The 22911-nt window shown below is 69.2% G+C and carries 15 protein-coding genes; 10 read left to right on the top strand and 5 right to left on the bottom strand.

Going from position 1 to position 22911, the window contains the following annotated elements; translation table 11 throughout:
• The first annotated feature begins 138 nt into the window (after window positions 1-138).
• From QHF89_RS36710 to QHF89_RS36690, 5 genes are all read left to right on the top strand, one after another.
• Window positions 139-1467, top strand: a complete 1329-nt coding sequence (locus QHF89_RS36710; RefSeq protein WP_136967464.1) for a cation:proton antiporter — start codon at window positions 139-141, stop codon at window positions 1465-1467.
• Window positions 1464-2828: a cation:proton antiporter gene (locus QHF89_RS36705; RefSeq protein WP_136967465.1), complete on the top strand. Its 1365-nt coding sequence runs from the start codon at window positions 1464-1466 to the stop codon at window positions 2826-2828. The genes QHF89_RS36710 and QHF89_RS36705 overlap by 4 nt, the downstream gene beginning before the upstream one ends.
• 67 nt (window positions 2829-2895) lie before the next feature.
• Window positions 2896-4071, top strand: coding sequence for a TFIIB-type zinc ribbon-containing protein (locus tag QHF89_RS36700; RefSeq protein ID WP_136967466.1), 1176 nt, complete (start codon window positions 2896-2898; stop codon window positions 4069-4071).
• A gap of 71 nt (window positions 4072-4142) precedes the next feature.
• On the top strand, window positions 4143-5555 hold the full coding sequence (locus QHF89_RS36695; protein WP_136967467.1) for a M16 family metallopeptidase: 1413 nt from the start codon (window positions 4143-4145) through the stop codon (window positions 5553-5555).
• On the top strand, window positions 5552-7162 hold the full coding sequence (locus QHF89_RS36690) for a M16 family metallopeptidase (protein ID WP_136967468.1): 1611 nt from the start codon (window positions 5552-5554) through the stop codon (window positions 7160-7162). Before QHF89_RS36695 ends, QHF89_RS36690 begins: the two co-directional genes overlap by 4 nt.
• A gap of 65 nt (window positions 7163-7227) precedes the next feature.
• On the opposite strand, the gene QHF89_RS36685 is transcribed toward QHF89_RS36690, so the two are convergent.
• A complete protein-coding gene (locus QHF89_RS36685) occupies window positions 7228-7836 on the bottom strand; it encodes a hypothetical protein (RefSeq protein ID WP_136967469.1) in 609 nt (202 codons plus the stop codon).
• Window positions 7837-7888: 52 nt separating this feature from the next.
• Window positions 7889-9295, bottom strand: a complete 1407-nt coding sequence (locus QHF89_RS36680) for a DUF6600 domain-containing protein (RefSeq protein WP_136967470.1) — start codon at window positions 9293-9295, stop codon at window positions 7889-7891.
• Between the two features lie 238 nt (window positions 9296-9533).
• On the opposite strand from QHF89_RS36680, the gene QHF89_RS36675 reads away from it, so the two are divergent.
• Both QHF89_RS36675 and QHF89_RS36670 read left to right on the top strand, forming a co-directional pair.
• Window positions 9534-11105 carry a thrombospondin type 3 repeat-containing protein gene (locus tag QHF89_RS36675; protein ID WP_136967471.1) on the top strand — a complete coding sequence of 524 codons (1572 nt, stop codon included), beginning with the start codon at window positions 9534-9536 and terminating at the stop codon, window positions 11103-11105.
• Between the two features lie 2 nt (window positions 11106-11107).
• Window positions 11108-12814, top strand: a complete 1707-nt coding sequence (locus tag QHF89_RS36670) for a tetratricopeptide repeat protein (protein ID WP_136967472.1) — start codon at window positions 11108-11110, stop codon at window positions 12812-12814.
• 4 nt (window positions 12815-12818) lie between these two features.
• Here QHF89_RS36670 and QHF89_RS36665 read toward each other — a convergent pair whose 3' ends face one another.
• Together QHF89_RS36665 and QHF89_RS36660 are read right to left on the bottom strand one after the other, a co-directional pair.
• Entirely contained in the window at window positions 12819-16295 is a 3477-nt protein-coding gene (locus QHF89_RS36665; protein ID WP_136967473.1) for an Npt1/Npt2 family nucleotide transporter, read from the bottom strand.
• A gap of 175 nt (window positions 16296-16470) precedes the next feature.
• Window positions 16471-17370, bottom strand: a complete 900-nt coding sequence (locus QHF89_RS36660) for a 1,4-dihydroxy-2-naphthoyl-CoA synthase (protein WP_136967474.1) — start codon at window positions 17368-17370, stop codon at window positions 16471-16473.
• Window positions 17371-17619: 249 nt separating this feature from the next.
• Between QHF89_RS36660 and QHF89_RS36655 the strand changes: the two genes are divergently transcribed.
• Window positions 17620-18762 (top strand): hypothetical protein, encoded by a 1143-nt coding sequence (locus tag QHF89_RS36655; RefSeq protein WP_136967475.1) that lies wholly within the window; start codon window positions 17620-17622, stop codon window positions 18760-18762.
• Window positions 18762-19571: an MXAN_2562 family outer membrane beta-barrel protein gene (locus QHF89_RS36650; protein WP_136967696.1), complete on the top strand. Its 810-nt coding sequence runs from the start codon at window positions 18762-18764 to the stop codon at window positions 19569-19571. Before QHF89_RS36655 ends, QHF89_RS36650 begins: the two co-directional genes overlap by 1 nt.
• Window positions 19572-19577: 6 nt before the next feature.
• Here QHF89_RS36650 and QHF89_RS36645 read toward each other — a convergent pair whose 3' ends face one another.
• Window positions 19578-20396: a hypothetical protein gene (locus QHF89_RS36645; RefSeq protein ID WP_136967476.1), complete on the bottom strand. Its 819-nt coding sequence runs from the start codon at window positions 20394-20396 to the stop codon at window positions 19578-19580.
• Between the two features lie 54 nt (window positions 20397-20450).
• On the opposite strand from QHF89_RS36645, the gene QHF89_RS50265 reads away from it, so the two are divergent.
• A complete protein-coding gene (locus QHF89_RS50265; RefSeq protein ID WP_136967477.1) occupies window positions 20451-22910 on the top strand; it encodes a pentapeptide repeat-containing protein in 2460 nt (819 codons plus the stop codon).
• The last annotated feature ends 1 nt before the right edge of the window (window position 22911 follow it).

The raw sequence follows: 22911 nt of genomic DNA, 5'->3' as shown, positions 1-22911 counted from the left end.
AGACGCCCGCGTTTCGACGTGGGCGCGGAAATGCGTGCGCGGCCGTGAGGCGCGGCCCTCCGACGTGCGGAACGCATGCGCGTTTTGGCGCGTTTTCCGCAGGCCAAGCCGCCGATCTTGGCCGATACTCGCGGAGTGATGCCTCCCGATCGGCTCCGCGTCGTCGTCGGCCTCGCGGTCGCGCTCGGGCTGGCCGTGCTGCTCGCGCAGCCGAAGGTGAAGGCGCTCGAGCAGCGCTTCGGCGTCACCGTCCTCATCTCCGCGGGCGTGCCGTTCCTCGCGATGGGCGCGATCTTCTCGCTCGACAGCGTGGGAATTCTGACGCCCCAGGTCCTCCTCGACCTCAAGCCCGCGTTCGAGTTCGGCCTCGGCTGGGTCGGGTTTGTCGTGGGCTTGCACTTCGACGTGCGCAAGCTCGACGCGCTGCCGGCGTCGCTCGGCCCCGTCATCGTCCTCGAGTCCGTCGTCCCCATGCTCACGACCGCGGGCCTCTGCGCCATGGCGCTGCTCGGCATGGGCGTGCCTTGGGAGCGGAACGCCTTCGCGCGGGATGCGCTCGTGCTCGCGGCCTGCGCCGCGCCGAGCGCGCCGATCAGCATGGAGATCTGGGAGCGCCGCGTCGGTCGCAAGGCCGCGCGCATGATCGACGAGGTCACGAGCCTCGACGAGGTCACGGGCCTCGCGCTCCTCGGCGTCGTCGCGATCCTCTTCCGTCCGGAGAACGACACGACGCGCTGGGTCTTGCCGTCATCGGCGTGGTTGCTCCTGACGCTCGGCCTCGGCGGCGTGCTTGGCATCGTGACGTACGTCCTCCTGCGCGGCGCGCACAATGCGGCCGAGGAGCTCACGCTCTTGCTCGGCGCGGTGGCGCTCTCGGCGGGCGTCGCCGGGTACCTCGCGCTGAGCGTCCCCGTCGTCTGCGCGATCGCGGGCGCCCTGCTCGCGAACCTCCCGATCCGTGATCTCGAAGGCTTGAAGAAGACGCTGCTCGACGTCGAGCGCCCGATCTACCTGATCTTCCTCCTCGTCGTCGGCGCGACATGGCGGCCGCTCGAATGGCAGGGCTGGCTCCTCGCGACGGCGTTCGTCCTCGCACGCGTCGCGGGCAAACGTCTCGGCGCGATCTGGTCGAAGCGCGTGGGGCCGAAGGAGCTGCCGAGCGCGGGCATGCTGGCGCTCGCGCTCGCGCCGCAGAGCCCGAGCTCCATCGTCCTCATGGTCAGCGCGGCGACCCTGTACCACGGGTACGGACTCGAGCGTGTTCGATGGGTCATCAACGCCGTCATCATCGGCGGCGTGCTCACCGAGGTCGTGGTGCGGATCCTCGAATGGCGGCGCCGGCGCGTCGGCGTGGATCTCACGCCGATTCCCCCCACGCGCGTGCTGCCGCCGGATCCGCCGAAGCCGCAGGCCGACGCGGCGCCTGTCCTCTCGACGACGCCGACGACGCCGGAGGGAAGCGCGTGATCCGCGCGGCGATCGTCCTCGCGCTCGTCGCCGGCATCTCCTTTGCTGCGCGATCCTTCTTGCCCGCAGATGCCACGATCACGGGTTCGGGTGCGGCGTTCGCGTTCGGCTTCCTGCTGATCGCGGCGATGCAGACGGGGCACATCTTCCACGACCTCCGGCTGCCGCACCTCACGGGCTTCATCCTCTGCGGCGCGCTCTTTGGCCCCGAGGTCCTCCGCCTCATCACGCCGTCGATGCTCGGCGACCTCACGCTCGTGAAGAAGGTCGCGGTTGGGCTCATCGCGTTGAACGCTGGATGCGAGCTCAACTTCGCGCGCCTCCGCCCGAAGATCCGCAGCATCGGCCTTGTTTCGATCTTCGGCCTGCTCACCGAGTTCATCCTGCTCTTCGGGCTCTTCGCGTTCGTCCTCGGGCGTATCGAGTTCACCGCGGACATGACCTCGGCGCAGCGCCTCGCGGTCGCGCTCATCTGCTCCACTGTGCTCTGCGCGCTCTCGCCCGCCGTCGTCATGGGCATCCTCAAGGAGACGCGCGCGACCGGCCCGCTCAGCGAGATGTGCCTCTCGATCGTGGTCCTCGCGGATCTCGCGGTCGTCGTGGCCTTCTCCTTCACCGAGTCCGTGGCGCACGCCGTGTTCCCCGCGACGGCGAGCGGCGCGGGCCAGAGCTCGATCTTCGGCGCGCTCGCGGTGCACATCTTCGGCTCCATCGCGACGGGCATCGGCGTCGGGCTCGTCGCGGCGCTCTACATTCGCCGCGTCGGCCAGCGCATCGGCCTCTTCGTCTTCGCCGTCCTTTTCGTCGTCGCCGAGATCGGCGGTGCGCTGCACCTCGACCCGCTGCTCGTCGGCCTCTCGGCCGGCCTCTTCCTCGAGAACATCAGCCCTGTCAGCGGCCACGAGGTCATCCATGAGACCGAGGTCGCGGCGATGCCCACGTTCGCCGTCTTTTTCGCGGTCGTCGGCGCCGAGGTGCACCTGCACGCCTTCTTCTCGGTCGCGCCCTATGCGGCCGCGGCAGCGCTCACCCGTGCGGCGGGCATCTTCGTCGGCGCGCGCTTCGGCGCTCGCGTGGCCAAGGTCGAGCCCGCGGTCGCGGCCCGCGTTCCCTTCGGCATGTTCCCGCAGGCCGGCGTCGCCATCGGCCTCGCGAACCTCGTCGCGAGCTCGTTCAAGCCCTGGGGCCAGGGTGCGGCGACGCTCATCCTCGGCACGATCGTCATCAACGAGATGATCGGTCCCGTCCTCTTCCGCATGGCCCTCGCGCGCGCCGGCGAGATCGGCAAGAAGCGCGAAGGCAGCCTCCTCGATCTCCCCTCGCACGCCCCCACGCCCGAGGCTGACGTCGAGGCCACGTGACGCGCGGTTCGCGCGCGTGGCCTTTGCGGCGAGCTTCCTTGTAACATCGGAGCTGGAGGACAAGAGGGTGACGAGCGCATTCGATCCGGGCCCTTCGGGCGACACGTTCCCGTGCGGCCAGTGTGGCGCGAAGCTCGGCTACGACGCGGGCACGCAGGCCATGAAGTGCCCTTATTGCGGCTTCCAGCAGGCCGTACCCCAGGCGGGCGGGGGCCACGTTCGTGAGATCCCGATCGAAGAGGGCATGCGCCTCGCCGCGCGTGGGTACGGCACGCCGGTCGCGCAGGTGAGCTGCCGCGAGTGCGGCGCGACCGTCAACGTCCCGCCCGGCGAGCAGACCGCGACGTGCACCTTCTGTCGATCGCACCAGGTCCTCGCGCAGCAGTCCGCGGGCACGGCGATCCGCCCCGAGTCCGTCGTGCCTTTCAAGGTCGACAAGAACAGCGCGAATCATCGCTTCGACGAGTGGATCGGCTCGCTCTGGTTCCGCCCGAACGACCTCAAGAAGATGGCCAAGGTCGAGGGGTTTGCCGGCGTGTACGTCCCGTACTGGACGTTCGACGCGCGCGTGGACTCGTCGTGGACCGCCGAGGCCGGCTACCATTATTACGAGACCGAAACATATACGGACGAGCAGGGCAACCGGCAAACGCGGCAGGTGCAGAAGACGCGCTGGGAGTCCGCGCGTGGCCGTCGCACCGACACCTTCGACGACGTGATCGTGTGCGCCTCGAAGGGCCTGCCCGAGAACCTCGGAGACAGCTTCCGCACCTTCAACACCGGCGAGCTCACGCCCTATCGCCCCGAGTTCCTCGCTGGCTGGCGCGCCGAATCTTACGCGATCGATCTCATGCCCGCGTGGGACACGGGGCAAACGATCATGGGCTCGACCCAGTGGAGCCGCTGCCGGAGCGACGTCCCGGGGGACGAGCAACGCAACCTGCACGTCGACAACCACTTCTCGCGCGTGACCTTCAAGCACGTGCTCTTGCCCGTGTGGATCGCGGCCTATCGGTACCAGGACAAGCCCTACCAGTTCCTCGTGAACGGACAGACCGGCGAGGTGATCGGCAAGGCGCCGTATTCGTTCTGGAAGATCTTCTTCTTCGTCCTGTTCCTGATCGCCGTCGTCGCGGGCATCGCCGTCTTCATGAATGGCCAAAAGTCGAAGGGCTCCTCGTCGTCGGACACGCGCACACCCGCGAGCTTGCCCGCGAAGGCCCCTTCGCGAAGCGGTCGTTAGGTTCTTCTCTCCGCACCCAAGGCCGCGCTCGCCGCTTGCAATCGCGGGCCAAAGGGGCACGCTCTCCGGCCATGCGATCGATCCGTCCTCCTCTTCGATGGCGCCGCGTGCGAGCCGCGGCGCTCCTCGCCTCCGCGCTCGCGTTCGCCGCGCCGCTCGTCCTGCCCGCGTTTGTCGCGACCGCTCACGCCGAGCAGAAGGCCGAGATCAAAGTCCCGTTCGAGAAGTACAAGCTATCGAACGGCCTCACCGTGATCCTGCACGAAGATCACGCGCTGCCGCTCGTCGTGGTGAACACGATGGTGAAGGTGGGCTCGCGCTTCGAGGAGCCGAAGCGCACGGGCTTCGCGCACCTCTTCGAGCACCTCATGTTCATGGGCACGCGCCGCGCGCCGCCCAAGATGTTCGATACGTGGATGGAGTCCGAGGGCGGCTGGAACAACGCATGGACGAGCGAGGACCGCACGGACTACTTCGACGTCGGGCCCGCGCACACGCTGAAGCTCCTGCTCTGGCTCGAAGCCGATCGCTTCTCCTCGCTCGCCGATGAGATGACGAAGGAGAAGCTCGACGTGCAGCGCGAGGTCGTGCGCAACGAGCGGCGGCAGCGCACGGAGAACGAGCCTTACGGCAAGGTCGAGCTGCGCCTCCCAGAGCTGCTCTTCCCCGCGGATCATCCCTACCACCACCCCGTGATCGGCTCGCACGAGGACCTGCAGGCCGCGACGGTGGACGACGTGAAGGGCTTCTTCAAGCGCTGGTACGTCCCAAACAACGCCTCGCTCGTCGTCGCCGGTGATTTCTCGCCGGCCGAGATCAAGCCGATCCTCGAGAAGTGGTTCGGCTCGATCCCGTCATCGCCCTTGCCCGCGGCGCCGCAGGCGAAGCCCGTCAAGCTCGACAAGGTCGTGCGCGAGACGCTCACGGACAAGGTGGAGCTCGGCAAGGTCGTGATGGCCTGGCACAGCCCCGCGCGGTACGCGCCCGGCGACGCGGAGCTCGACCTGCTCAGCGTGATCCTCACGGACGGCAAGGCGAGCCGGCTCTACAAGGCGCTCGTCTACGACAACCCCGTCGCGCAGGAAGTGTCGGCGTACCAAGCGTCCGGTGATCTCGGCTCGTACTTCGTCGTCGAGGCCATCGCGCGTCCGGGCGTGACCCTCGAACAGCTCGAAGCCGCGATCGACAAGGAGCTCACGAAGATCACGAGCGAGGCCGCGAGCCAAGCGGAGATCGTGCGGGCGAAGAACCAGTACGAGACGGGCTTCGTCTCGCGCCTGCAGTCGGTCACCGCGCGCGCCTCGATGCTGAACCAGTACGAGACGTACGTCGGGGATCCGGGCTTCGCGGAGAAGGATCTCGCCCGCTACCGCGGCGTCACGCCGGAGTCGCTCCAGCGGACCGCGAAGAGCACCCTCGACCTGAACGGCCGCGTGATCATCCGCGTCGAGCCCGAGAAGAAGCCTGCCGGAGGTGCCCCGTGAGGTTTGCCAAGACGTCGGCCTTCCTTTCGCTCGTCGCGCTCACGGCCCTCGCCGCGTGCGGCGCCGAGCCCCAGGTCCAGCCGGTCGATCCGACGAAGAAGGAATCGACCCCGCCCGTCGCCGAGCCGAAGCCCACGACGCCCGCGGTGGACGTTCTCGGCCCCAAGCCGGAGCTCCCGGCAAGCCGTCCGTTCACACCTCCCGCCGTCGAGACGTTCACGACCAAGAACGGCCTCTCGGTGTGGCTGGTCGAGAAGCACGGCTTGCCGCTCGTGTCGGCGGTGCTCGTCGTGCGCGGCGGGTCCTCGGCCGATCCGGCGAACCTGCCCGGCCTGATGCACATCACGACCGACATGCTCGACGAGGGCGCCGGCAAGCGCAGCGCCGTCGAGGTGTCGAGCGGCATCAACGATCTCGGCGCGACGCTCGCGCTCGGCACGAGCGCCGACGCGAGCGTCCTCTCGCTCACCGTGTTGAAGAACAACTTCAACGCGGCGTTCGGCATCTTCTCGGACGTCGTCGCGCGGCCGCACTTCGATGCGAAGGAGTGGAAGCGCGTCTCGGAGCTCTGGCAGAACAACCTGAAAAAGCGGTCCGACGAGCCGATGAGCGTCTCGCGCGTGATCAACGCCGCGGTGCTCTTCGGCCCGGAGACGCCCTACGGCCACCCCGCCGACGGCTCGCTCGAAGCGGCGGCGAAGCTCGATCTGAAGGCCGTGAAGAGCTTCTACAAGGAGAGCTTCCGCCCCGATCGCGCGGTGCTCGTCGTGGTCGGCGACATCTCCCGCAAGGAGGTGACGGACATCGTCGACGCGCAGCTCGGCGCCTGGAAAGCGCCGCCCGCGAAGGCCGCGCCGAAGGAGTTCCCAGGGCCGCGCGCAGCCTCGGCGCGCCCAAAGCTCGTGCTCGTCGATCGACCCGGCGCGCCGCAGTCCGTCATCGCGGTCGTGCGGGACGGCGTGGCCGCGAGTGATCCCGTGCTCCCGCGGCTCGAGCTCATCAACACGGCGCTCGGCGGCTCGTTCACGTCGCGTCTCAACATGAACCTGCGCGAGGAGCATCACTGGGCGTACGGCGCAGGTTCGACGTTCCAGGAGAGCCGCAACAAGGGCGGGTTCTGGGCCATCGCCTCGGTCGAGACGCCCGCGACCGGCGTCGCGCTGAAGGAGATGTTGAGCGAGCTTTCGAAGATGGCGTCTTCGGGGCCGACGGCGGAGGAGCTGGACAAGGCGAAGGCGCAGGATCGAGCCGACCTCATGCAGACCTACGAGACCGTGAGCGGCACGGCGCGCAGGCTCGCGACGCTGGCGCGGCTCGGGCTCCCGCCCGGTCACGACAGCGAGGCGACCCGCGCACGACAGAGCGCGACGCTCGCGGAGGTCACGGCGCTCGCGAAGTCGCACGTGGATCCGACCTCTGCGACGGTGATCGTCGTGGGCCCGCGCGAGGCTGTCGGGCCGCAGCTCGCGACGCTTGGCCTCGGCGAGCCCGAGTCATGGGATCCGGAGGGCAAGCCGGCGAATGCCGCCGCGAAGCCCGAGGCGAAGCCTGCAGACAAACCGGCGGCGAAGCCTGCGGACAAACCCGGCGTGAAGAAGGGCAAGTAGGAGAAGGCGCGAGGCGGGGAAACCCAAAGGCCCGGTCGACAGAGCGTCGGCCGGGCCTTTTTCGTTCACGGCACGGTCGGGACGAAGTCGACCGGGCTCGTCGGGGCGCCGTCGTGCAGGACGCCGTTGCCGTACCAGTACACGAAGCGCGGCTGCGGGACGTTGTCGATGAGGACCTCGAGGCGGAGGATCGCGCCGGGCGTCGTGCTGATCTCGATGGCGTCGATGTCCACGCCCGTATCGACGTGCATGTCGACCGTCCCCTGAGCCTCGCGGATGTTCACGTGATCGGCGCCTTCGAGATCGTCCGTCGTGACGGCGTCGATCGTCGAGCTCGTGTCGACCGACATGAAGATGTCCATCGGGCAAACCACGCCGGAATAGTTCGTGTCGCAGGTCGTCCAGATCCGGTACACGCCGCTCGAGTAGTACTCGACGAACACCCCCACGCCGTCGCCCGGAACCGCGTCGAGCTGAACATCGGTCTCGATGCTCATCTCCATCGGCTGCTCCGGGGGGCGGCCATCGTCGATGATCACCGTCTCGTCATTGTCGTCGTCGACGATGATGCATCCCGTCGTGCTGCTCCCCAGGCCGACACAGGCGACGAGCCCGAGAACCGCCGGCCACACCGTCAGTGAACCAAGCTTCACGTTGCGTAGAAAAGAAGGCATCGGACGTGCTCCTGTTCGGTGGTTTCGCAAGAGGCGAGCCAAGCTCCGCGAGCTACCGCCCTCGCCGAGACGGCGAGGACGAGCGAGACGGCGAGACCGAAGGCCGCGAGGGCGAAACCGACGGGCGCGAGGGCGAAACCGACGGGCGCGAGGGCGAAACCGACGGGCGCGAGGGCGAAACCGAAGGCCGCGAGGGCGAGACCGACGGGCGCGAGGGCGACGTTGAAGGCCGCGACGGCGAGGCCGACGGACGCGACTCGGTCGCGGGCCGCGAGGGCTTCGGCGAGGAGACGGCCGGCCTCGAAGGCGAAACCGCGGGGCGCGACGGCGAGGCGCTCGGCGTGGAGACCTCGCCGCGGCCGCCGCGCGGCTCACGCGGGCTGACGTCGCCGCGCGGGCTGCGATCGACGTGCACGCCGCGACCCTCGGCATGCCCGCCCTGGGCCCTGGAAACGGACGGCGAAGCGACGAGCCCGCGCGACGGCGCCGGCATCGCCTTCGCTTGTGCGGTCGTGCTGCGACGCGAATAAGCGGCCGCGCGCGCGTCGGGCGCCGAGCGTTTTTCCGGGGCGGCACCGGACGGGATCTTTGCCTCGGCGAGCGAGGGCGAAGCCGGGCGATACGACGAACGCGCATGCGCGCCGCCTCCGCCCGCCGTGGGTTGGGCCGGGCGATACGGTCGCGAATGCGCGCCGATGCGGCGGACGATGTCGCGATCCCGCACGACGTACGTGTGCACGTGGCGGTGGAACACGTAACTCGACGGGCAGAACACGAACGCGGACGACGGCGTCACCCACACGTTCACCGCGGAGCCGCCGAACCAGTACCAGGACGGCGCCATCGGAGCCCAGCCGACGTACCCATAATCCGTCATGCGCCACGTGACCCACGCGGGCGCATACACGCGGCCCGGGATCCAGCCCCAGCCGCGGCCGCCGATCCAGGTCCAGCGACCGTAATGGAACGGGATGTAGCCCCAGTCGTAATCGCTGACCCACATCCAGTTGCTGTCGGTGTCGAGCTCCCAGCGGCCGGCCGTCTGATACGGCGCGAAGTCAGCGCCGACGACGGTGGCGCTCGGCACCCAGACCGTGCCGTACGTGGAATCGTCCACCCACGTGCCGTAGGCCGCGAGTGGCTCGCGGAAATCGCTGAGCGCTGCGGGATCCGTGTCGACGTATTCGTCACCCGACACCGTCACGCTGACTTGCGCGTCCACGGCTTGCGTGGGCTGAAAGCGGTCGGTGTTCGGGGCTGCGGCCTCCTCGGGCGCGTCGCTCGTCCAGCCCTGCGGCAGGCCCGCGGGTGTATCCGCTTGGACAGCCAGAGGTGTGAACGAAAGTGCGGCCGCGAGGAGCGACAGCGCGATGGAAGTGAAGCGACGCCCTGGCAAGGCGGGCCGGGGCGCGGGTCGATCGGTGCGGGGCGACGTCTCGGCAAAGCGCATGGCGTTCATGATGATGGGACCTCGTCGAAGCAGTTGCCAGAGCGGAAGCGCTCGTCGCTACGGTCTTGCAAGCGTCGTTCCGCGCCGTGATCCCTTGGACGGGCCAGGGCCCGGATCGTTTCCGCGCCTCGTGATCCCGGCGCGAGATGCGCCCCCGGGGTCGGGACGCGAACCGGATTGCGCGGGATCTTCGATTGGATGCAGGTCCCAGTTCCAACGGGCCCGGCAGTGCATGTAAGGTGGCCCCGTGCGTGCACGGCAAGGATGGGCAGGGCTCTTCGCGTTTGCGACGGGCTTTTCCCTCGCGGGCTCCTCTTCGGCCCAGGTAAACAAGGCCCGTCTCGACGAGGGCATCCGCATCGACCAGCTCCAGCCGGCCTCGCCGGAGAGCCCCTTCCTCCGTGCGCTCGGGCCTCACGAGAAGGGCACGAACACCATCGAGTTCGCGTTCGGCCTATCGTTCGACTACGGCATGGGGCTGCTCAAGGCCGTCACGATCGACGGGCAAGGCGGCGAAACCATCGCGGCGACGCCGGTCCAGAACGCACTTCTCGCGCACGTCGGCGGCTCGATCACGCCGCTGCCCTGGCTCACGGTCGATCTCGCGCTCCCCGTCGGGCTCTTCCTGAACGGCGACCTCCAAGAGTCGCTCGACAGGTACGGCGTCATCATCCGTCAGCCCGAGACGTTGGGCGTCGGTGATCTCCGCGCGGGTCTGCATTTCCGTCCCGTCGATACGAAGGCGTTCACGTTCGTTGCAGGTGCAAGGTTCTGGGCGCCGGTCGGATCGACGGCGTCGTTCCTCTCGGACAAGAGGCTTCGTGCCGAAGTCGATCTCGGCGTCGCGAGCGAGAAGGGCTCGTTCCGATGGGGGTGCACGGCCTTCGTCTCGCCCTTGTTCTTCATCGACGTGGCCGGCTCCGACGGGGAGCGGATCGCGCTCGCTTGCGCCGCGCAGCTCCGGGCCGCGTCGTTCCTGTGGGTCGGGCTCGAGCCGAGCTTCGCGATGTTCAACCAGACGCACGCGTCCGTGGAGGAGGGCAAGGATCCGCCGAGCTCGATCGACCTGCAGATCGAGCCGCTCGCGTCGGTGCGCATGGCGTTCGGCGGGATGCAGGTCGGCTTGAGCGGCGGGCCGGGGTTTGGCGGCGCCGCGGGCGCGCCGGGCTTCCGCGGGGTCCTGAGCCTCGCGTACGTCGGCGGCGGCAAACCCAAGCCGATGGCGCCGAAGGGACCGTCGGATCGCGATCTCGACAAGATCCCCGACGCCGAAGACGCCTGCCCCGACGCGGCCGGACCCGACAACGCGGATCCGAAGGAGCGTGGTTGTCCGTCGAGCGACAAGGACGGCGACGGCATCCGCGACGAAGAGGACGCTTGCCCGCAGAGCCCGGGCGTCAAACACGCGAGCGCCGAGGCGAACGGTTGTCCCGACGTCGACAACGATCAGCTCCCGGAGCCCGTGGACAAGTGCCCGACCGAGCCGGGTCCCGCGCCCGAGGGCTGCCCCAAGTACGCGCGGCTCAAGGGTGAATCGTTCGAGATCAAACCGCCGATCAAGTTCAGCACGGGCGATCAGCTCACGCCCGAGGGGCAGGCGGCGCTCGAGGAGATCGCGGCGACGATGCGCGCGAACCCGAAGATCGAGCAGGTCAGCGTCTCGCTCGGCACGAAGGGCGTGAGCGCGGATCTGAGCGATCGACGGGCGCAAGCGATCATCTTCGTCCTGCGGTCGGGCAGCCTCGACTCGAACCGTTACGAGCTCGTCCTGCGCGACGACCTGCGTGCGGGCACGGTGCAGGCGCGCATCATCAAGTAACCATGACCCGAGCCAAGGCAGCGTTGTCCCGCGGCGCGCTTGCGCTCGTCGCGGTGGCTGCTTTCTTCGGGCACGCGCGCGCGCTCGGCGCGAACTTCGTCTTCGACGATCGCGGAGCGATCCAGGAGAACCCGGTCGTGCAGGGCGACCTCGATCTCGGGGCGCTCTTCAGCACGGACTTCTGGGGGCGGCCGCCGGGCGAGGGGCCGGGGACGTGGCGGCCGCTCGTGGTGCTGTCGTTCTGGCTGAACAAACACGTCACGGGCGGGTTTCACGAGACGAACCTCGTGTTGCACGCGGCGACGTCGGTGGTGCTCGCGCTCGCGCTCGCGCGGCACACGGGGCGGACCACGTTCGCCGTCGTCGCGGCGATGGTGTTCGGCGTGCTCGGGATCCACACGGAGGCGGTGGTGGGGCTCGTGGGGCGCGCGGACGTGATGGCGGCTGGGTTTTGCTGGCTCGCGTGGTTCGTCGCGGGGCGCGCGGACGAGGCGGAAACGCCTCGAAGCGTGATCGGCGCGGCGCTCGCGTTCGCGGGGGCACTCGCGTCCAAGGAGTCGGCGATCGTCTTTCCGCTGTTCCTTTTTCTCGCCGATCGGATCCTCTCGCCGCCGGGGCGCGCGCCGCGGCTCCTTTCAGCGCGGTACGGTTCTCTCGTCGCCGCGGCGGGCGTGGTGATCGTGGTGCGAAGCCTGGCCTTCGCGTCGCCGCTCGCCGCGGTCGCGCGTGAGCTTCAAGCAAACCCGCTGCTCGCCGAGGGATGGGGGCCGCGGATCTGGACGTCGCTGCGGCTGTTCGGCATGGCGCTCGGCAAGATCGTCCTGCCCGTGGGTTTGTCAGCGGACTACTCGTACGCCGCGATTCTCCCGGAGCACAGCCCGTTCGTCCTGCCCGTCCTCGCGTCCGCGCTCGCGCTCGTGGGCCTTGTCGCCGTGGCGATTCGCCTGCGCCGGCGGGAGCCCTTGCTCGCGCTCGCGGCCGTGATGGTGCTTGTTCCGTGGATCGTCGTGAGCCAGTTGCCCTTCGTGCTCCCGACGATCTTCGCCGAGCGGCTCCTGTACGTGCCGGCGGCGGGGTTTGCGCTCGGGATCGCGCGGCTCGCCGAGTGGATGCTGGAGCGAACGCCCGGCGCGCTCATGGTGCCCGCGGCCTCTGCAGGGAAGGGCAAGAAACGCGCGGCGCAGAAACCGCCGAAGGTGGATCCGGCGCACGTGCGATCGTTCGTGCTCGTGTTCGCGCCCGTGATGCTCGGCAACCTGGCCCTCGCGTGGAGCCGCGCTGCGGACTGGAAGAACGAGCGGACGCTGTTCGAGGCGGCGATCGAGGTCGTACCGAGGTCGGCGCGGGCGCATCACAACTACGGCTCGGCGCTGCTCAACGAGGGCAAGTCGGCCGCGTCGATCCGACCGTTCGAGCGTGCCTCCGAGATCCTGCCGACGTGGTCCGAGCCGCACGCGCAGCTCGGCGTGGCGCTGCTCGACGTGGGTCGCGCGCGCGAGGCCGAGGAGCAGTTCCGCAAGGCCGTCGAGCTCGATCCCGACTCGACGAAGGCCGTCTTCAACCTCGCGGTCTTCCAGGCGCGCCAGGGCCAGCTCGACGCAGCACGGGCGACCCTCGCGCCCTTCGTCGAGCATCACCCGAACCGAACCCGCGAGGCCACATTGCTCCGTCAAATCGAGGCGGATCTGCGATCTCCGCAGCGCCCCTGACGCCTCACTCGTCGTCGTCCCAGCTCCGGCGCGTCGCGCCCGCGTCGCCCTCGGGCTGCGGCGTCTCGTCTGTCGGGCTCGACGCCCTGCGCAGCCGCGCGAGCTCGGCCTCCGCCATCGAGAGCCGGCGATCGGCCTCGCGCAGACGTACGCTCACCACGCGCAAGACGCCCATCGCGATCTCGGCCGTGTCGTGCACCGCGGCGCTGAAGTCTTCGCCCGATACGCGCAGGAGCTCCACGGGTTCGAGGCTTACCGCGGTCGCCGCGCGGGGCTCGCGATCGATGATCGACGTCTCGCCGAAGACCTCGTTCGCCCCGAGCCGCACGACTTCTTTGCCCTCGACGCGCAAGCTGACCGAGCCCGAGATGATGAAGTAGAGCGCGGCGCCGGAGTCCCCTTGCCGGAAGATCACCTCGCCCCGCGGCAGGCCGAGGACCTCCGAGGTCCGCGCGAGCCCGACGAGCTCCTCGCCCGAGATCTTCGAGAGGATCGGGACACGCTGCAAAAAAAGCACTTTTTCGATCGTCGTGTACATGCCGTCTCCCGCCTCGATCGCGCTTCGCCCCGTCCTCGCCCAGTACGCAGCCCACCGCGCGACGACCCGATCCGGATCCTTCACGAGGGCCTGGAGTTTTTCCTCCGCGCCTGCAGCCCGCGTCTCGACCACCGCGATCGCCGCGGCCTCGCGCACGAGCGGATCGGGCGCGTCGAGCGCGAGGATCACGTCCTTCGCGCACGCCTCGATCCGGTGCACCGCGACCGCTTCAAGCACGAGCGCGGCGCGGTAAGGGTCGTTCGACTGGAGCTCGGACCGCACGAAGGTCACGACGTCGTCCGTGCTCGGATGCGCGCCGCCGCGCGGCAGCCCGTCGGCGAGCTCGAGGTAGCGCTCGAACAACGCGACGAGCCGCGCGCCGCGCCGGCGATCGAGCAGCGATTCGAGCACCTCGAAGGCGTTCGCCCGGAGCGAACGATCCTTGCCGAAGACGTGCGTCCGCACGCCGGCCACGACGTCGCGCGGGTAGACGAGCTCGCAGAGGCGCAGGATCCGAATGAGGCCCTTGCGCAAGCGGCGTTCGACGTGCGCGTCGAGCAGCGGGCGTGCGAGGCGCGGGCGCACGAGGAGGTAGGCGTCCCGCTCGCGCTCGTGGGCGTGCGCCTCTCGCTCGATGCGCTCGCGGATCGGCTCGAGCGGCGCAGGCGGCGCGCCGAGCGCGAGGCGCAGCCGCGAGGCCGACGCGAGCACCTTCTGCCGCACCCGATCGTCCGGCTCGTCCACCCGATCGAGCAGCGCGGCGAGCGCGGCGCTCGTGCCGATCCGTGACAGGAGACGGGGGATCGCGAGCCGCACGACCGCGTCCGCGTTCGGATCCGAGAGCGTCGTCACGAGCCGCGGGATGGCGCGATCGCCGAGCGCCACGATCGCGTTCGACGCGGCCTTCCCCAGCGTGTGATCGGCGAGCGAGCCTTCGAGGAGCGGCAGGAGCTTCGGCGCGGCCACCGTCGCGGAGGCCGAGAGCGCGGCCTTCCGCACGGCCGGGTCGGTGTCGGAGAGCAGCCGCGCGACGGCCCGTTCGAGCTGCGGTTGTCCTACCAAACCGAGCACGCGCGCCGCCGTCACGCGCTCGGCCGGGTCCTCGCTGTCGAGCAGATCCCGAAGCCTCGGCGCGCCTTCCAGCATGCCGCCGAGCCCGCCGTGCCGGAGCAGCGCCGCGATCGACGCGGCCCGCACGGCGTCGTCGCCTCCTCGCGTCGCGAGCGCGCAGAGCTCTTCATGCGCGTCCTCGCCGAGCGCGTTGGCGAGCAGCTCCACTGCGATGCCTCGGACCTCGGGATCGGAATCCTCCAGCCGCTCGCGGGCCAGCGCCGCGGCCTCGGGGTGTCCCACCGCGCGTGACGTCCGGAGCGCCGCGGCCCGCACGCGCGCCGAGACGTGCCGCGTGAGCGCGGGCAGCGCCTCGCGGACGCGCGCCGGATCGAGCTGCCGCAGCCGATCGAGGGCGAAGAGCACTTGCGGCGCGTCGAGGCTCGACAGCGCCCCGGCCAGCGCGGCCACGGCCCTTCCGCCGCGCTGGGGCATCTCCGGCGTGAGCTTGCCGCGGAGCAGCGTCCCCTGCATCGCCTCCACGTAGCCGCGCCGCACGACGAGCAGGAGCGGCAGGATCGTGAGGCCCAGCGGGAGCGTCACGTACCCGAGCTTCGCCGCGGCCGTGATGAGCGAAGCTCCCGGCTGCGCCTCGCTCGCCGAGGGGCTGAACGCGAGCAAGAGCGCCGCGCCGACGCCGCAGCCGAGGGGCTTCATGATCGCGGACGCGAGCGTCCGCACCCGATCCCGGAGCGCCGCGGGGAAGGGGAAGAACAGGATCTGCAGCGTCACGTCGAAGATCGAGAACTGCAGCGCGTTGTCGCTCGCCTTGAGCACCGCCGCGAGTGGCATCGAGGGGAAGGCGAGGAGCAAGACCGTGCTCGCGACGAACGCGACGGGCATCGTCGCCGCGCCTCCGAGCACGCCCGCGCGATCGAGCATCCGGGGCGTGACGACGAGCTGGACGAAGAGCCCGATCATCCCGATCGCGCCGTAAAACGTGCCCATGAACCGCGCGAGCGAGTCGCGGTCCGGGTACGACGTGCGGGCGATCGCCTTGAACTGGTAATCGCCGACCGTGAGGATCGTGTAGACGACCAGGATCGTCACGGCGAGGGCGCCGACGTAGCGTGAGTTCAAGAGGGGCGTTTGTTCCTGCTGCTGCGCGCTCGCTCGATCATCGGCGCGGCTCCGCGAGGCTGTGCCGTGCCTTCGCGCGGTGATGCGGCAGAGGAGCGCCACGCCGAGCAGCGCCGCGACGAGCACGAAGATGAGGTTCTCCGCGCCGATGATCGGCGCGATCGCGCCGGCCCCGAGGCCCGAGACGACCGTGCCCGCGATGTGCCCGGCGCCGATCAGCCCGAAGATACGCCGGGCGCTGCGCGCGTCGTAGAGGTCCTGCGCGATGCTCCAGGCGAGCATGCCGGTCAGGTTCGCGATGACGTCGGCCCAGATCGCGAAGATCAGGTACGCGGCGCCGATGTCCTCGCCGATGAGCACGCGGAGCAGGACGTAACTCGCGGCCGCGCCGATCGCGAACACCGCGCCGAAGCGCGCGCGCGGCAGCTTCCGGAGACCGCGCTCGTAGCCGAAGGCCACGACGGCCGAGACCACGCCGTACGCCATCCACATCGGCGCGATCCACGTGACGGGAAAACGCGTCAGGAAGAGCGCGTCCCGCGCGGTGCGGCCGACGACGAGCAGCAGCGCGGACAGGAAGAGCAGCCCGGACAGGAGCGCGACGCGCTCGATCTCGGCGCGGTTGAGGGCGATGCCGAGGAGCGATGACGCGGCTGCGTGGCGCGCCTTGTCCCGGTTCGTCGCGACGGTCCCCGGGCTCGGGCCGTCGTTCGGCAAGGACGTCGATGCGGTCGGGGCGGGGGGGTCGGCCACGTGGCGTGAAAGGGTAGTATACCGTAGCGAGACGGTCGCCTTGGTAGGCCATGGTGGGCGCCCGGCTCCGAATGTCGGGGGGCGCCCGAGCCCGCCCGCTCGTGTCGTGGACGGCCAGGCCTAGACCGCAGCGGCCGCGGATACGTTTTTCAGGACGAACGAGCGCGCCGCGGCTTCAATAATGCCAGGGGAAGCGCTTGTAATCGGGTTTGCGCTTTTCCAGGAACGCGTCGCGGCCTTCTTCGGCCTCGTCGGTGCCGTAGGCGAGCCGCGTCGCCTCGCCGGCGAAGAGCTGCTGCCCCACGAGGCCCTCGTCGGGGAGGTTGAAGCCGTATTTGAGCATTCGCATCGCGGTCGGGCTCTTGCCGTTGATGAGCGCGCCCCATTCGAGCGCCACCTTCTCCAGGTCCTCGTGCGGCACGGCGGCGTTCACCATCCCCATCGCCGCGGCCTGCTCTGCGGTGTAATCGAGGCCGAGGAAGAAGATCTCCCGCGCTTTCTTCTGGCCGATCTGCCGTGCCAGGAGCGCCGATCCGTAGCCGCTGTCGAAGCTCGCCACGTCGGGATCCGTCTGCTTGAACCGCGCGTGCTCCCGGCTCGCGAGCGTCATGTCGCAGACGACGTGCAAGCTGTGCCCGCCCCCGACCGCCCAGCCCGGCACGACCGCGATCACGACCTTCGGCATGAAACGAATGAGCCGCTGCACTTCCAGGATGTGCAACCGCCCGAGGCGCGCCGCGTCGACCTCGCCGGGCTCGTCACCCTCGTATTTGTACCCGTCCTTGCCGCGAATTCGTTGATCGCCGCCCGAACAGAAGGCCCAGCCGCCGTCCTTCGGCGAGGGGCCGTTGCCCGTGATGAGCACGCAGCCCACGTCCGCCGTGGTCCGCGCGTGCTCGAGCGCCGTGTACAGCTCGTCCACCGTCTTCGGCCGAAACGCGTTGCGCACCTCGGGCCGATGGAACGCGATACGCACGGTGCCCTGGTCCACGGCGCGGTGGTAGGTGATGTCCGTGAACGAAAAACCCGGCACCTCGCGCCAGCGCGCGGGATCGAAGATCGCTGAGACGGTCATGGAATCGAGCCTCCTCGCGGCCGCGACCCTACACGCCCCCCGCGGCATCCGCCACAGGCGCTCGTGCGCGTTGCCAACTTGTCACGCGTGCCCCATCCGTCCGGCCAACTCGTCACGCGCGGGGGTCTCCGTCCGGAGGAAATCGGCCTCGCGCCGCAGGATTTGCCCCGTGGCACGAGCTGTGCTCAAACACGCAGGATGGATACAGGTTCGTCGGGTCTTCGGGGACCTTCGTTCGGGAGGCGGCGCGTGTTGCGAGGCGCATGGGCGGCGTTATGGGTCGCGGCGGGGTGGTTGACGAGCGGCGCGGCGGAGGCGCAGACGGTGGCGCTCCAGACGCAGCAGCCGGTCATCCGGAGCCCCGCGTCGCTACGCCTCACGACCCAGTGGGACATCAACCGAGAGGAGTGCCTGAACCCCGACGAGACCTTCACCTTCAACCTCACGTTCACGGGGTTCACGAGCTCGTATTCGTTCGAGGTATGGGGGACGACGACGGCGGGGATCGATTGCACGGATCCGATGCAACGGACGGGCCCCACGGCGCAATGCTTCAAGCTCAATCCATCGGAGATCCCGCAGGCGAACCCGGTGAACAACACGGGGCAGGTCGTGATGACGGCGGGGGACATGGTGGCCGTCGATCCGGACCCCGACATCAAGGCGTGCGCAGAGAAAAACGTCACGGGGGCGGAGAAGGCGATCACGGTGTTTTTCCTGCTCTTCGGCAGCGGATCCGTGGTCAGCAACGTGAAATGGACGAACTCCAAGCTCGACCTCTGGGGGCCCGGCATGCCCACGGACGTGTCCGTGACGCAGGGCGACGGGAGCTTTGAAGTCGTGTACAAGCGCCCCTTGGACACCGATTACGCGGGCGTTGCCGTGTACTGCGCCAAAGGAAACGTCCTCATCCCTGGGGGGGAGACCGGCAGCGGTGGCGCAGGCGGGAGCGGCGGCGCGGGCGGGAGCGGTGGCGCAGGCGGGAGCGGTGGCGCAGGCGGGAGCGGCGGCGCGACGTGCACGAGCCCGTTCGTGGCGGGGCAGCGCCCCGATCCCGCGTGGGAGCCTTGCAGCGAATCGAATATCGTCAAGGATCTGGAGAATGGCGTCGAATACGCGATCGCCGTGGCGGCGACGGATACGCGCGGCAATGTCGGGCCGCTGTCGGACGTGCAATGCGTGGCGCCCATTCCGGTCGACGATTTCTTCGAGGTCTACCGTGATCTCGGCGGCACGGGCGGCGGCTTGTGCTCCGTCTCGGTGTTGCCTGCGTCCCGAACCGCGGGGCTCTTCGGCGGTGCGCTTGCCGCCTGCGCGGTCGCGCTCGGGCTGCGACGGCGCAGGCGAACGGAGAGACGCGGGGGCAGCGCGGGGAACGAGGGGGCGTCGTGATGCGGACGAGGATGCTCGTATCGGCGCTCGTCGGGATCGCGGCGCTCTTCGCGGCCGAGGGCGCGGAGGCGCAAACGAGGCGGATTCGCGATTCGAATTGGCGGCAAAGCGAGCGCGGCAGCGTGCAGCAGGGCAGCCCCCAGCGGTTCGCGCTCGAAATCCGCTTCGGCCTGTATTATCCGGCCGTCGACGAGGAGTTCGGCGGCACCGGCCCATACAGCAAGTTCTTCGGCGACAAGGGCCGGTTCCATTTCGGCGGCGAGTTCGATTGGCAAGCGCTGCGCATTCCCTTTGTCGGATCGCTCGGCCCCGGGGTCGGCCTTGGATACACTTCCGCGACGGGCAAGGCGTTCCGCGAGGGGACGTATGATGCCGCCGATGGCGCCTATTATTACGACGATCGGCGCGTCGGCGAGACCTCGCTCACCATCCTCCCGATGCACGTCTCGGCCGTGCTTCGGCTCGACGAGCTCTTTCGCCGCACGGGGATCCCGCTCATTCCTTTTGGCAAGATCGGCTTCGGGACGGGGCTCTGGTGGGTCGACGTCGGCGAGGAGACGGCTGAGGTCGGGACCGACGACGACGCGATCAAGGGCATCGGGTTGAGCTACGGCGTGCACTGGGCGGTCGGCGGCATGCTCGCGCTCGATTGGCTCGGCCGCCGCTCCATGGCCGCGCTCGATCAGGAGTCGGGGATCAACCACGTGCACATCTTCGGCGAGTGGACGAACCACAACCTCGGCCTCGGCGCGAATCAGATGAAGGTCGGCACCTCGACCTGGACCGTGGGTCTCACATTCGAGATGTGAACCGCCTCAAGGGGTTTCGAGGGCCCCGGGCGTATAGGTGAACGGTGTTCCGTTCGCGGGATCGACGAGCCCCTCGGTGTACGCCTTGATCTTGGCGTCGCCGAGGAGCTCGGACCAATGGCGGAAACGCGCCCGGGCGCGGCCAATCTCGGGCGTCTCGAGGGACCAGGCCCTCGCGCGGAGCAAGGCATCTGCGTAATGGCGGACGAGGGGGCCCTCGGCCTCCTGGAGCCAGTTTTCCCGCGCGGCTTGGAACATCTCCTCGCGCCTGCGGCGGAGCTCTTCCGCCATGGAGATGAGGTTTGGATTCCCGCTCGTCGCGGCCTTGGTGAGCAAATCTTCCTCCTTGTCGCTGTAGAGGTTCACGCGCGGCGGCTCGGCGCCCGCGAGGCGCTGGCGCACGACGTCGTGGAGGGCGGCTTGCTGAATGCGTGCGCGGATGGAAAGGACGCGGGGCTCCGCGCGCGCCGCGAGCGGCTCGAGTTCGCCGCTGAGCGTGTGGGCGAGGGCGAAATCGTCGTCGTACGCCTTCTTGACCTCGATGACGTTGCCGGCATAAGGCTCGATGGCCCGATCGATCTCGAGCCGCCGCGGAATCCTCTTCACGATCGCGGCATAGACGCAGGCGGGGTCGTCCTCGGCCTTGTCGGGTGGGCACGCGGTGTCCGGAGACGTGGCCTCGGGGCCGGGATCGGCGGCGGCGGAGGCGCTCGGGAGGACCTCAGGCGCCACGCGAACCTGCGGCGAGCTTGGCGCGGGGGGTGCGGGTGAGCCGCAGGCCGTGGCGGCGGTCGTGAGCGCGGCGAGGAGGAAGGAGTGTCGCACGATGGATCGAGTCTACAGCTTGACGCCGCGCGCGTGCTGGGGGAACGGATTTTCGTGGGCAGCGATCTCTACGACGTGAGCATTCGATCGTACCGGGAGTGGACGCGCGACGAGGCCGAGCGGCGCGCCCTCGCGTTCGGGCCGAACATCGAGACGGCGGCGCGCTTCTTCGACGAGGCTGGGCCTTTCGTCGAGGCACGATTTCACGTGAAGAGCACGCACCCGGATGCGCCGATCTGCTGGGATCACGGCTTCGTGGTCCGGCTCTTCGACGAGGCCGTGCTGGAATGCGAGTCGCCCGCGGGCGAGACGTTTGGCTACGAGTGCACGCCCCTCGCTCGGGAGATCAAGACCCTCTGGAAGATGAACTTCGAGTTCGACAGGAAGAAAAAGCTCCCCGTCCTCGTCGTGGAGGTGCAGGCGAAGGTGGGCGGTAGCGGGCACAGGCGCAATCCGATGGGAGATACGGCGGAGTTCGTCGCGTTCTTGCCGAAGCGATATGCGCCGAACATCTCGAAGCTCGGGTTTTTCGCGTCGCGCGCATGGAGTGGGCCGACCTGGCGGGAATGTGAAGACGATCCGAGGACGAAACGCCCGCGGTTCGCGCAGGTGTTCCCGGTTCGCCGCTCGTTTGTCCTCGGAACGTCGCTGGAATCTGCGATTGGCCTCGCGCCCCGTGCCGAGGGCGGCGTGTACGTGCTCACCCCGCTCTTGCTCGCCGCGGTGTCGCGGAATGGTGAGGTCACGCCGGTGTTCGAGGTCGGCACGGTGAGCGGGGGCGCCGTCGCGAAATCGATGGCCGTGGACGGCGCGGGGAACCTCTGGATCGGCACGGCCAAGGGATTGCTCTTGCGCGAGCGCTCGGGCGAGGTGACACGGTTCGGGGCCAAGCACGGGATCAAGAGCGCGGTCGGCGTGGCGATCACGCCGGATGGGCGGGTCTTGGCCGGAGGAAAGGACGGGCTTTTCGTCCGCAAGGAGGCGGGAGGGTCGTGGTCGCTCGTCCATCCGGACCTCGAGGGCGAGGACATTCGCTCCGTGCGTGCCGGCGAGGACGGCACGATATGGGCGACCGGCCTCCGCTACGTGTGGAGGGTTCGTCCGGATGGAACCCTCGACAAACTAGGCGGCCGGCAGGGCATCGGCAGCCTCCGGCATGTGATTCCGCTCCCGGACGGCTCGGCCTGGGTCATTCCCACCCTCGGAGCCGTCGTCCGCATCGCCGCGACCACCCCGAGCGCGACGCCTTGCCCGATCGCGCAAAACCTGGCCCCCGAGGGGGTTTGGGACGGGGTCGTCACGAACAACGGCGCCTCGCTCCTCGTCACGAGTGCGGCGCACGTCCTCCGGTTTGGGGAGGGCGAGGCGCCGCGGTGCTTCGTTTTCGAGAATACCTGCGAGGCGCTTCGCGAGGAGAGGATATGGGTCCCCTACGTGTGTCTTTCTCACGAGGGGGACGTGTTCATCGCGACGGCGATGGGGCTCTCGATCGTGCGGGCCGAGGACCTCGCCGCGGCAACGCAGACGACGCCGCTCAATGCGGATCTGCCCCATTTCGCGCAGCTCGAGCCGATTGCGCTGCAGCCGGGGAGCCCGGGTGCGTCGGTCGGGCCGTTTGTCGATTTCAAGGGCAAGACCGTCGTGCTGACGGGCACGCTGGGGACGATGATGCGCGCCGAGGCCGAGAAGCTGCTCGTGGCGCACGGCGCGGTGCTCTCGGATTCGGTCGGGAAGAAGACCGATTACCTGATTGCAGGGGCCAAGGCCGGGAGCAAGCTGGCGAAGGCCGAGCAGCTCGGCGTCAAGGTGCTCGCGGAGGACGTGCTCGTCGCTTTGAAAGAGGGAAAGACGGCGCCGGCCGCGAAGGCCGAGGCAACCGAGGCGAAGCCCGCGAAGGCGCCGCCTCGAAGGGACGCGGCCGATCTCGCGCGGTTGTTCCCGCTCTCCGATCAGCCCGGCGCGCCCACGGGAAACCTCGAGCATGGCCTCATGCGTAGCGTCGCGGCGTCGAGTGAGGCCATGACGAAGGAGCGGTGGAAGAAGCTCCTCGCCAAACACAAAAAATTCCTGGATGCCGGCGGCGCGGGCGGCGTGTTCCATTCGCTGGAGGCGAGTGGCATGGTATTGGCCGTGTATGCCGGCGCGTCCGGGGGCAAACGGGACGATCAGGCGAGCTTGCAAAGGCAAAAGCTCCCGCCCGACTTCGACGCGAAAAAGGCGCACCTGCCCTGGGCGAGCGGCTGCAGCATGATCGCGGAGAAGGTGGATTTTTCCGGCGCGAACCTCTCCCACGGCAATTACACCGACGCGTTCATGGCTGGCGCGCGTTTCGACGGCGCGAACCTCGCGAGGTCGGATTTTTCGCGCACGGACTTCACGGGCGCGAGCTTTCGCGACGCGGATCTCTCGGGCGCCGACTTCGAGTGCGCCGATCTGCGGGGCGCGGACTTCACGGGCGCGAAGCTCGTCGGCGCGCGTTTCCCCGGCGCGAAGCTCGACGGCGTGATCGTCTGAT

The organism is Polyangium sorediatum (genome assembly GCF_029946465.1).
Taxonomy (GTDB): Bacteria; Myxococcota_A; Polyangia; order Polyangiales; family Polyangiaceae; genus Polyangium; species Polyangium fumosum.
This window is presented reverse-complemented; position numbering and strand designations above follow the sequence as displayed.